This is a genomic window from Kineococcus sp. TRM81007, from assembly GCF_022669155.1.
Taxonomy (GTDB): domain Bacteria; phylum Actinomycetota; class Actinomycetes; order Actinomycetales; family Kineococcaceae; genus Kineococcus.
Map to the genome: position 1 here is coordinate 73837 of NZ_JALBVB010000032.1, position 10645 is coordinate 84481.

The window sequence follows — 10645 nt, forward strand, 5'->3', positions numbered from 1 at the left end:
CGCGTGGCCGACGGCGAACACCACCAGGCACGCGTAGGGGACGACGATCCACAGGGCGGTGTCGAGGGCGCTCACGGCCGGACCTCCGGGGTGCTGGGGGTCGTCGGGCCCGACCGCCGCCTGTCGCAGTTCGTCACCGTCGGCGTGGACGAGGAGACGCGGCTGCGCATCGGGCCGCCGCCGCGCGGGCACGGCGTCCTCGGCGTCCTCATCGAGGACCCGCGGCCCATCCGCCTGCACGACATCGCCGAGCACGCCAAGTCGTACGGGGTGCCGGCGAACCACCCGCCCATGTCCTCCTTCCTGGGCGTGCCCATCCAGGTCGGCGAGCAGGTCTTCGGCAACCTCTACCTGACCGAGAAGGCCGGCGGGGGCGACTTCACGCAGGACGACGAGGACGTCGTCGTGGCGCTCGCCGCGGCCGCCGGCATCGCGATCAAGAACGCCGACCTGTTCGAGCAGACCCGCAGCCGCGAGCGGTGGCTGGAGGCGTCCACCGAGGTCACCGCGGCGCTGCTCGGCGGGTCCGCCGGGGCGCAGGCCCTGCACCGGGTGGTGGCGCAGGCGTGCGTGGCGGCCGACGCGGACGCCGGCGTGCTGCTGCTCGCCGACGCCTCGCCGGGGCTGCGGGTGGCCGCGGTCGCCGGGCCCGGCGCCGAGGAGCTGGTGGGCCGGCGCGTGGTCGCCGGCACCGCCCTGGAGGTGCTGTCCGGCGCGGGCCCGCGCCTGCTGGCGGAGGCGGGGGAGCACCTGCCGGGGCTGGGGGCGGCGGGCGGGCCGACCGCGCTGGCGCCGCTGTCGGTGCCCGGCCGCGACGCCCTGGGCGTGCTGGCCGTCGCCCGGCACCGCGGTGCGCCGGAGTTCACCGGGGCGGAGGTGGGCATGGTCGGCTCCTTCGCCGGTCACGCCGCGCTCGCGGTGGAGTTCGAGCGCGCGCAGACCGACCGGCAGCGCCTCGCCGTCTACGAGGACCGCGACCGCATCGCCCGCGACCTGCACGACCTCGTCATCCAGCGGTTGTTCGCCGTGGGCCTCGGCCTGCAGTCCCTGGGGCCGCGCTTGCGCGGGACCGGTGCGGAGGACCGCCTGGCCGCGTTCGTCGACGACCTGGACGAGACGATCCGGGAGGTGCGGCGCACCATCTTCTCCCTGCAGGAACCGGACGAGGGGCCCACGGGCCTGAGGGGCGAACTGCTGCGGGTGGCCTCGGGCGCGACCGACCCGCTCGGTTTCGAACCGCACCTGGCGCTGGAGGGGCCGCTGGACTCGGCGGTCCCCGACGACGTGCGCGCGGACCTGCTGGCGGTGCTGGGGGAGGCGCTGGCGAACGTCGCCCGCCACGCCCGCGCCTCCCGCGTGGACGTGCACGTGTCCGTGGACGCCACCGGGCGCGAGCTGCTGCTGCGCGTGTCCGACGACGGCGTGGGCCCGGACCCGGACGCCTCGCCGGGCCACGGCACCCGCAACATGTCCGCCCGCGCCGAGCGCCTGGGCGGGAACTGCTCGCTGGGCGTGCGGGCGCGCGGCGGCGCCGAGCTGCGCTGGCGGGTGCCGCTGGTCTGAACCGGGTCGGCGCGGCGCCGTCCCGGGTCGCGGGAGTTCCGGCCGAGTGAGTTCCAGCCGGGGGGTCCGGCCGGGGAGTTCCCGACCGGGACCTTGGTCCCCGCGGTGGGGACCACCGGCCTGGTCCCGTCGACCGCGCGGGTCCCTACGTTGGTGGTGCCGTCGTGCCGGCGAGGTGCGGCGCTGCGCCACCCACCCGCACGTCCCTGGAGGTCCCGTGCCCATCACCGCGCCGCTGCTGTCGGAGAGCTCGGAGGCGGTGGTGCGGGCGACGGCCGCCGTCGTCGCCGCGCACGCCGAGGAGATCACGGGCGTGTTCTACCCGAGCATGCTCGCCGCCCACCCGGAGCTGCTCCGGGTGTTCAACACGGGCAACCAGGCGACGGGGGAGCAGAGCAAGGCCCTGGCCGCCTCCGTGGTGGCCTACGCCGTGCAGCTCATCGACCCCGCCGCCCCGCCGTTCGACCACGTCCTGCGGCGCATCGCGCACAAGCACGTCTCCCTGGGGATCCGCCCCGACCAGTACACGATCGTGGGCCGCCACCTGCTGGCCGCGGTCGGCGAGGTCCTCGGCGACGCGGTGACGCCGGAGGTCGCCGCCGCCTGGGACGAGGTCTACTGGCTGTTCGCCACCCAGCTCGTCGCCGAGGAGGCGCGCCTGTACCACCTGGCCGGTGTGGACCCGGCGCTGCCGGTGCGCCCGTACCGCGTGGTGCGCCGCGTGCAGGAGACCGCGGAGGTCGTCTCCCTCGTGCTGGAGCCGGCGGACGGCGAGCCCCTGCCGGAGATCCTGCCCGGCCAGTACGTGTCCGTGTTCGCCGACCTGCCCGACGGCAGTCGCCAGCCGCGGCAGTACACCGTCTCCTCCACCCGCAGCGGTGCCCGCCTGCAGATCACCGTGCGCCGCGTGCGCGGCCGCGACGGCGCCCCGGACGGGCGCGTGTCGGCGTTCCTGCACGACACCGTGGCGGTCGGTGACCTGCTGGACGTCAGCACCCCCTCCGGCGACGTCGTCGTCGAGGACGCGCAGGCCCCGCTGCTGCTGGCCAGCGCCGGGGCGGGGATCACCACGGTCCTGCCGGTGCTGGAGCACGTCGCCCGCACCCAGCCGCAGCGGAAGGTGGTCGTCGCGCACGCCGACCGCACCCCGGCCGACCACGCGCTGCGCGAGGCGGTGCTGCGGGTGGGGGCCGAGCTGGACGACTTCACGGCGCTGGCCTGGTACGAGCAGCCCGAGCCGGGCGACACCACGTCGCGCCGCGGGTTCATGGACCTGTCCGAGGTGCCGCTGCCGGAGGGCGTGCAGGTGTTCACGTGCGGGCCGCTGCCGTTCATGCGCCAGGTCCGCGCCACGGTGCTGTCCCGCGGTGTGCCGGCCGCCGCGGTCCGCTACGAGGTGTTCGGGCCGGACCTGTGGGGCGCGGCGCCCGAGCCCGAGGTGGCCCCGGTGCCGCACCAGGGCGTGCACCCGCAGCGCGTGGGCGTCTGAACCGCTCAGGCGGCCGGCCGCTGGGGGTCGGGTTCGGCTGCGCCGCCGAGCCCGGCCCCCGCCTGCCGCGCCGCCGGGGCCGCGGCCGGGCGCAGGTCCACCACGGCCGGTGCGGCGGGGGCGTCCGCCCGGCGCTGCGCGCGCCGGCGCACCAGCGCCACGGCGAACGCGACGGCCACGACGGCGTAGAAGAGCGCGCGGGCGGTCTCCCCGTCGGCGGTGAACCCCGCCGCGAGCGCCACCGACCCGGCGGCACCGACGAGGTGCACGAGGTCCATGAACGACGTCCAGACGGCCACCCGTCGATGGTGGACCCGTCGGCGCCGTTCCGCCCGTCGGTGCGCGTCGGGACGACCGGCCCGGCCGATCCGGAACTACGTGGAGTGAGCGCTTACTGCTCACAGTGAATGCGAGGGGTGGTGCGCCGAGCGTCCCGCCGGGACCGGTGGCGCCTGTGCCAGGCTGGGCCCGACGCCCGCCCGCACGTCTCCCGGGAGCCTCCTTGCACCGCAACGCGACCGCCGTGGCCGAGCACCTGCGCGCCGCCGGGTGCGCGGGCGAGGTCCGCGAACTGCCCGTCCCCGCCCGCACCGCGGCGGAGGCCGCCGCTGCGCTGGGCTGCCCGGTGGGAGCGATCGCCAACAGCCTGGTGTTCCTCGCCGACGGCGAGCCGGTGCTCGTGCTGACCAGCGGCGCCCACCGCGTCGACCCCGTGCACACGGCGGCGCGGCTGGGGGCCGCCGAGCTCACCAGGCCCGGTGCGGCCGAGGTGCGGGCCGTCACCGGCCAGCCCATCGGCGGCGTCGCCCCCGTCGGTCACCCCGTGCCGCTGCGCACCGTCGTGGACAGCGCCCTCGCCGGTCACGACGTGGTGTGGGCCGCTGCGGGGACGCCGAACGCGGTGTTCCCGACGACCTTCGAGGAACTGCTGCGCGTGTGCGGCGCCGAACCGGTCACCGTCGTCCCCTGAGCGCTCGACCCGGGATCACCGCAGCCGCAGCCCCATCGTGAGCCCGCCGGCGTCCGGCTCCTGCCCGGGCAGCTCCGAGAAACCCAGCCGGCGGTAGAACGCGACGGCGCCGGGGTTGCGGGTGGAGACCCCCAGGTGCACGCCGGGCACGCCGCGCCCGGCCAGCTGCACCAGCAGGTGCTCCACCAGGCGGCGCCCCAGCCCGCGGCCCTGCACGCGCGGCAGCAGGTCGATGTGCAGGTGCGCGGGGAACCCCGAGCGCCCGAGCAGGTGCGGGCGCGGGCCGGGCGGGGAGTCCAGGGAGCGCAGCAGCGCGGTGTCCAGCGCCGTCGGCTCGTGCCCCGACGCGACGAACCCCCGGTGGCGCCGCCGCACACCGGGCCACCAGTGCTCACGGGCCCACTGCTCGAAGGAGAAGGTGTCGGCGCAGCCGATGACGTACCCGGCCACCCCGCCGCTCCCGTCGTCCCCGTCGTCCCCGTCGTCCCCGTCGTCGACGACGGTCACCAGCGCGGGGTCGTGCGCGGCGTAGGGCCCGGCGTACACGTCGCCCAGCAGCAGCGGGTCGGCGTAGCGGCCGGTGGCGTCCTCCCCGTGGAACCCGGTGCGCAGGCACACCTCGTACAGCCCGCTCAGGTCCGCCGGGGCGGCCGGGTCGAACGGGCGCAGCCGCGGTCCCGGGCCGCGCTGCGGGCCGGGAGCGGGGTCGTGCGGGGTTCCCGTCGGCACGGCGCCCATCCTGCCGCAGCGGTGCGGGGCAGGATGGGCCGGTGGGCGAACTCCTGGCCGTCGGGTGCTGGACCGCCGCCACCGGCGGTCGCGGCAGCGGCGTGGTGCTGCTGGCGCGAGACCCGGCCACCGGCAGGCTGCGCGGACCGGTGGCGACCGACCCGTGCGACTCGCCGTCGTTCCTCGCCGCGGCCGGTGCGCCGGGGGTCCTGCACGCCGCCCACGAGCTCGACGACGGCGTCGTCTCCACCCGGCGCCCCGGCGGGCGGGAGGTGCTGGGGCGGGCGCCCACCGGCGGCGCCGCCCCCTGCCACGTCGGGGTGCACCCCGGCGGGGAACTGCTCGCGGTGGCGGACTACGGCGGCGCCGTGGGGATCGTCGACGCCCCCGGCGGGATCGCCCGGGACCTCGTGCAGGTGCTCACCGCGCCCGGTTCAGGGCCGCGCGCCGACCGGCAGGAGTCCTCCCACCCGCACTCGGCGACCTTCCTGGACGCCGGCACGCTGCTCGTCGCGGACCTGGGCACCGACGAGCTGCGGCTGCACGGCGTCGACCCCGCGACCCGCCGGGTGGGCCCCCGGCCGGTGCAGGTGGTGCGCACCCCGCCCGGCTGCGGGCCCCGCCACGTCGCCGTCACCGGTGCCCCCGGTTCCCGCGCCGTGCACGTCACCGGGGAGCTGGACGCGACGGTCCTCTCCCTGCCGCTGCTCGACGCCCCCGGCGGTGCGCGCCTGGGCGCACCGGTGGCGCACCCGGCCCTGGCGGGCGCCGCGCAACCGCCCGTCCACCCCGGCGAGGTGGCCGTCCTGGCGCCCGGGCGGCTCGTGGTCACCAACCGCGGCGCCGACGTCCTCACCGTCCACGAGGTCGTCGGCGGCACCGCCCGACCCGTGCACGACGTGCCGCTCGGCGCGCGCAACCCCCGCCACGTGCGCGTCCTCGCCGGCCCCGGCGGGCGCGCGCACCTCTACGTCAGCGCGCAGGACTCCGACGCCGTGGTCCACCTGGCCCTGGACGCGGACCTGGCCGTGGTGGACCGCTCGTCGGCCGAGGTCGCCTCACCCACGTGCGTGCTGCCGCTGGCGGAGTGAACCCCGCGCCCCGGCAGCTCACTCCAGCACGGCGAGCGCGTCGATCTCCACCAGCATCTCCGCGCGCGGCAGGCCGGTGAACACGGTGGTGCGCGCGGGCAGCACCCCGTCGGTGGTGCGGGCGCCGACGAAGTCCCCGTACGCCTCGTTCATCGCCGCGAAGTCGTCGCGGGTCGTCAGGTACACGCGCAGCGCCAGCACGTCGTCGAACGTGGCGCCCCCGGCGCGCAGCACGGCCTCCACGTTGCGCAGGGTGCGCTCGGTCTGCGCCCGCACGTCGCCGGCGTGCACGTACTCGCCGGTGGCGGGGTCGACCGGGCCCTGCCCGGAGACCTGCAGCAGCGGCCCCTTGCGCACCCCCTGGGAGAACGTGTGCGCGGGGGCGGGGGCCTCGTCGGTGCTGACGGCGGTGCGCGGGGACACGGGGACTCCTCCTCGTCGGGGACGGCCCGGGGCCTCGACCCGGCGCCGCCACGATGCTAGAACCAGCCGGACGCGCACGACGGGGAGAGGCGGTCCACGGTGCTCTACGACGCGGGACGGGTGGGGCCGCTGGGCCCGCAGCACAAGGCCGCGCCCGTCGCGGCGTGGGGGCGCGACGCCGCGGACCTCGCCGCGCAGCACCCCGGGCTGTCGCTGCTGCCGACGCCGCTGCTGACGCTGGACGCCGCCGCCCTGGAGCACAACCTCGCCGCGATGGCGGCGTGGGTGCGCTCGGCCGGGGTGGACCTCGCCCCGCACGGCAAGACGACGATGGCGCCGTCGGTCTGGCGCCACCAGCTCGACGCCGGCGCGTGCGGCCTCACCGTGGCGACGCCGTGGCAGCTCGCCGTCGCGCTGGACGCGGGGGTGCCGTGGGTGCTGGCCGCCTACCCGGTCCTGGACCCCGGGGTGCTGGCCCTGCTGGCGCGCCCGCGCAGCGCACGGGTGCTGGTGTGGGCCGACGGCACCGACGTCGTCGAGGTCACCTCCCGCGGCCTGACCGCCGGCGGGGAACCCGCCCAGCCGCTCGACGTCCTCGTGGAGCTGGGCGCGCCGGGCGGGCGCACCGGCGCCCGCTCGGTGGCCGCCGCGCTGGAGGTGGCGCGCGCCGTGGCCGCCGCGCCCGGGTTGCGGCTGGCGGGCGTCGCCGGGTACGAGGGGGCCCTGGCCCACGACGCCGGGACGGCCAGCCTGGAGCGCGTGCGGTCCTGGCTGGGGGAGCTGCGCGACCTGCACGAGCAGCTGGCCGCCTCCGGCGCGTACGGCGACGTGCCCGGCGGCGTCGTCGTCAGCGCCGGCGGCAGCGCCTACTTCGACCTGGTCGCCGAGGTCCTCGCCCCGCTGCACGACCCGGCCGGGGAGCGCGGGCCGGCGACCCGGACGGTGGTGCGCGCCGGCGCGTACGTCGCCCACGACGACGGTTTCTACCGCGGCATCTCGCCGCTGGGGCGCGGCGCGGGCGGTGCCTCCGGAGAGGGGTTCCGGGCCGCCCTGCACGGGTGGGTCCGCGTCGTCTCGCGCCCCGAACCCGGCCTGGCGCTGGCCGACGCCGGCAAGCGGGACCTGCCGTTCGACGAGGGCCTGCCGCAGGTGCAAGCGGTGCGACGCAGCGGTTCCGGCGCCACCGAGCCCTTCACCGGGGCGGAGGTGACCGCCCTGAACGACCAGCACGCGTTCGTGCGGCTCACCGGCGGGGCGGAGTCGCTGCGGGTGGGCGACGTGCTGCGGCTGGGGGTCTCGCACCCGTGCACGGCGTTCGACAAGTGGGGTCTGCTGCCCGTCCTCGACGACGCCGGCGGCGCGCAGCCGGTCCTCGTCGACTGGGTGCGCACGGTGTTCGGGTGAGTTTCCGGTGAGCCCCCGGTGAGCGACCTGCTGGTGCGCGGCGCGCTGCTCGTCGACGGCACCGGGGCGCCCGCCCGGCGCGGTGACGCCCTCGTGGCCGGCGGCCGGGTCGCGGCCCTGGGCGACGTCGGCACCACCGCGGGCGCGCGCGTGCTCGACGCGGACGGCCTCGCCCTGGCACCGGGTTTCATCGACCTGCACGCCCACTCCGACCTGGCGGTCCTCACCGACCCCGAGCACCTGGCGAAGACCGCGCAGGGGGTGACCACGGAGCTCGTCGGCCAGGACGGGCTCAGCTACGCACCCGTGGACGACGTGGCCCTCGACGTGCTGCGCGAGCAGCTCGCCGGGTGGAACGGCGTGCCGGAGGACCTGGCGTGGGACTGGCGCGGCGTGGGGGAGTACCTGGACCGCGTCGACGCCGGCGCCGCCGTCAACGTCTGCTACCTCGTGCCGCAGGGCACCGTGCGCCTGCTCGCCGTCGGCGCCGGGGACCGCCCCGCCACGGCCGCCGAGCTGGAGCGGATGCGGGAACTGGTGCGCGCCGGGATGGACGAGGGCGCGGTGGGGATGTCCAGCGGGCTGACGTACGCGCCCGGGATGTACGCGAGCACCGCCGAGCTCGTGGAACTGGCGCGGGTCGTCGCCGGCGCCGGGGGTTTCTGGGCCCCGCACACCCGCTCGTACGGCCGCGGTGCGCTCGAGGCGTACGCGGAGGCGGTGCGGGTGGCGCGCCGCTCCGGCGCCGCGCTGCACCTGACGCACGCCACGATGAACTTCGGCGTGAACGCCGGGCGGGCGGCGGAACTGCTGGCGCTGGTGGACGCCGCGATCGCCGACGGCGTGGACGTCACCCTGGACACCTACCCGTACCTGCCCGGGTCCACCACCCTCGCCGCGGTGCTGCCCGGGTGGGCGAGCGCTGGCGGCCCGGCGGCGACGCTGCGGCGGCTGGCGGACCCGGCGGTGCTGCCGCGGCTGCGGCACGAGCTGGAGGTCACGGGTTCCGACGGCTGCCACGGCGTCCCCGTCGAGTGGGACACCCTGCAGGTGGCCGGGGTCCGCGAGGCCGCGCTGGGCGAGGCGGTCGGCGCCACCGTCGCCGGGCTGGCGCAGCGGTCGGGGCGGGAACCGTTCGAGGTGTTCCGCGACCTGCTGCTTCGCGACCGCCTCGGCACCACGGTGCTGCAGCACGTCGGCCACGAGGAGAACGTGCGGCAGATCATGCGTCACCCCCGGCACACCGTCGGCAGCGACGGGCTGCTGGTGGGGGAGCGCCCGCACCCGCGCGCGTGGGGGACGTTCCCGCACTACCTGGGCCGCTACGTGCGCGAGGAGGGGGTGCTGGGCCTGGAGGAGTGCGTGGCGCGCATGACCTCGCGCCCCGCCCGGCGCCTGGGCCTGGCCGACCGCGGGGTGCTGCGCCCGGGCGCGGTGGCCGACCTGGTGCTGTTCGACCCGGCCACCGTCGCCGCCGGGGCGACGTTCGAGGAACCGCGCCGCACCCCGGTGGGGATCCCGCACGTCCTGCTGGCGGGGGTTCCCGTCATCGCCGACGGGGCGCGCACGGACGCGCTGCCGGGGCGGGCGCTGCGTCGCGGTGCGGGGCCGGGCGGTTCGTGCGGGGCCCGTCGCTGAACGCGCGGGAACCCGCGCGCCGGCCCGTCAGGCGGGGAGCCGGCTCGTGGCCTCGCCGGTGGCCTCGTCGGCGTGCGCGACGTGCCGCAACTGCCCCCAGACGAGCACGAGGAACACCGCCGAACCCGCGAACGCGAACCAGAACGGGGCCGTGACCCCCAGGTGCCGGGCCAGCACCCCGCCGACCCCGGACCCCACCACCAGGCCGCCGAACGTGCCCACGGCGTTCACCGCACCGACCCGTCCCTGCAGCCCGGCCGGCACCGCGCGCTGCCGCACGGTGATCGACGTCGTCCCCCAGATGAACGCGTGCGCGCCGAAGACGAAGAACACCGGCAGCGCCACCCACGGGGAGGTGGTGGCGGCCAGGGCGGCGTGCGTGAGGGTCTCCACGGCCAGGCCGATCCGCATGAGGTTCCCCAGGCTGACGCGCCGGGTGATCGCCCCGTACGCCAGGGTGCCGAGCAGGCCGCCGACGGCGCCGACGGTCGTCACCAGCCCGTAGCCGACCTCACCGAGCCCGAGCCGTTCGGTGGCGTACAGCACGAGCACCGACCACGCCGCCCCGAACGTGGTGTTGAAGACGAAGATGGTGAGGACGAGGGTCCGCACGGCGGCGTGGCGGACCGTCCAGCGCAACCCCTCGGCGATGTCGTGCCGCACCGGCGTCCGCTCGCGCACCCGGGCGCGCGCCCCCAGCCGCAGCCGGCTGACCAGGACCGCGCCCAGGCCCACCAGCGCCGCCTGGGTGGCGAACGGCAGGAACGTCCCGGCCGTGAACAGCACCGCCCCCAGGGGTGGGCCGGCGAGCTGGTTCACGGTGACGAAACCGGTCTGCAGGCGCACGTTCGCGGCGGCGAGGTCGTCGCGGGCCACCAGCACCGGCAGCAGCGTGCTCGTGGTGTTGTCGGCGAACACCTCGGCGGTGGCGACCAGGAACAGCGCCACCAGCACCACCGCGATCGGGGCGCTGCCGGTGAGCACCGCCAGCGCCAGCAGCACCAGCACCCCGGCGCGCACCGCGTCGACCGCGACGACGAGCAGGCGGCGGTCCAGGCGGTCGGACAGGACCCCGGCGTACAGGCCGAACAGCAGCGGCGGCAGCCACTGCACCGTCGCCGCGAGCGCGACGAGGAACGCGTCGTCGGTGGTGGAGGCCACGAGCAGGGGGCCGGCGGCCAGGGCGATGCCGTCGCCGAGGTTGCTGGACCAGCTGGAGGCCAGCAGCCACCGGAACCCCGTCCCCAGGCGGGCGGGCACGAGCAGTTCCACGAGGCGGCGCACCGCGCCACCCTGCCACGCCCCGGCCCGCCCCCACCCCCACCGTGATCTTGCACG

General features: G+C 77.4%; 10 protein-coding genes. 6 read left to right on the forward strand and 4 right to left on the reverse strand.

All coding sequences use genetic code 11. From position 1 onward, the window contains the following. Positions 1-3: 3 nt before the first annotated feature. Both MN205_RS03285 and MN205_RS03290 read left to right on the forward strand, forming a co-directional pair. Positions 4-1563, forward strand: coding sequence for a GAF domain-containing protein (locus MN205_RS03285; RefSeq protein WP_242124284.1), 1560 nt, complete (start codon positions 4-6; stop codon positions 1561-1563). Between the two features lie 223 nt (positions 1564-1786). After that, on the forward strand, positions 1787-3052 hold the full coding sequence (locus tag MN205_RS03290; protein ID WP_374115828.1) for a globin domain-containing protein: 1266 nt from the start codon (positions 1787-1789) through the stop codon (positions 3050-3052). 5 nt (positions 3053-3057) lie between these two features. Here MN205_RS03290 and MN205_RS03295 read toward each other — a convergent pair whose 3' ends face one another. Continuing rightward, positions 3058-3351, reverse strand: coding sequence for a hypothetical protein (locus tag MN205_RS03295; RefSeq protein ID WP_242124288.1), 294 nt, complete (start codon positions 3349-3351; stop codon positions 3058-3060). Positions 3352-3554: 203 nt separating this feature from the next. Here MN205_RS03295 and MN205_RS03300 point away from each other — a divergent pair, with 203 nt between their 5' ends. Further along, positions 3555-4022, forward strand: a complete 468-nt coding sequence (locus MN205_RS03300) for a YbaK/EbsC family protein (RefSeq protein ID WP_242124290.1) — start codon at positions 3555-3557, stop codon at positions 4020-4022. 15 nt (positions 4023-4037) lie between these two features. Here the strand turns inward: MN205_RS03300 and MN205_RS03305 are convergent, their stop codons facing one another. After that, positions 4038-4751 carry an N-acetyltransferase gene (locus tag MN205_RS03305; protein ID WP_242124292.1) on the reverse strand — a complete coding sequence of 238 codons (714 nt, stop codon included), beginning with the start codon at positions 4749-4751 and terminating at the stop codon, positions 4038-4040. Between the two features lie 41 nt (positions 4752-4792). On the opposite strand from MN205_RS03305, the gene MN205_RS03310 reads away from it, so the two are divergent. After that, positions 4793-5842 (forward strand): beta-propeller fold lactonase family protein, encoded by a 1050-nt coding sequence (locus tag MN205_RS03310; RefSeq protein ID WP_242124294.1) that lies wholly within the window; start codon positions 4793-4795, stop codon positions 5840-5842. Positions 5843-5860: 18 nt separating this feature from the next. Here the strand turns inward: MN205_RS03310 and MN205_RS03315 are convergent, their stop codons facing one another. Further along, complete coding sequence (locus MN205_RS03315; RefSeq protein ID WP_242124296.1) at positions 5861-6265, reverse strand: RidA family protein; 405 nt, start codon at positions 6263-6265, stop codon at positions 5861-5863. Between the two features lie 99 nt (positions 6266-6364). On the opposite strand from MN205_RS03315, the gene MN205_RS03320 reads away from it, so the two are divergent. Together MN205_RS03320 and MN205_RS03325 are read left to right on the forward strand one after the other, a co-directional pair. Beyond that, entirely contained in the window at positions 6365-7669 is a 1305-nt protein-coding gene (locus tag MN205_RS03320) for an alanine racemase (RefSeq protein ID WP_242124298.1), read from the forward strand. An 18-nt stretch (positions 7670-7687) separates the two neighbouring features. After that, positions 7688-9307, forward strand: a complete 1620-nt coding sequence (locus MN205_RS03325; protein ID WP_242124300.1) for an amidohydrolase family protein — start codon at positions 7688-7690, stop codon at positions 9305-9307. A gap of 27 nt (positions 9308-9334) precedes the next feature. On the opposite strand, the gene MN205_RS03330 is transcribed toward MN205_RS03325, so the two are convergent. Further along, positions 9335-10591 carry an MFS transporter gene (locus MN205_RS03330; RefSeq protein WP_242124302.1) on the reverse strand — a complete coding sequence of 419 codons (1257 nt, stop codon included), beginning with the start codon at positions 10589-10591 and terminating at the stop codon, positions 9335-9337. Positions 10592-10645 lie beyond the last annotated feature (54 nt).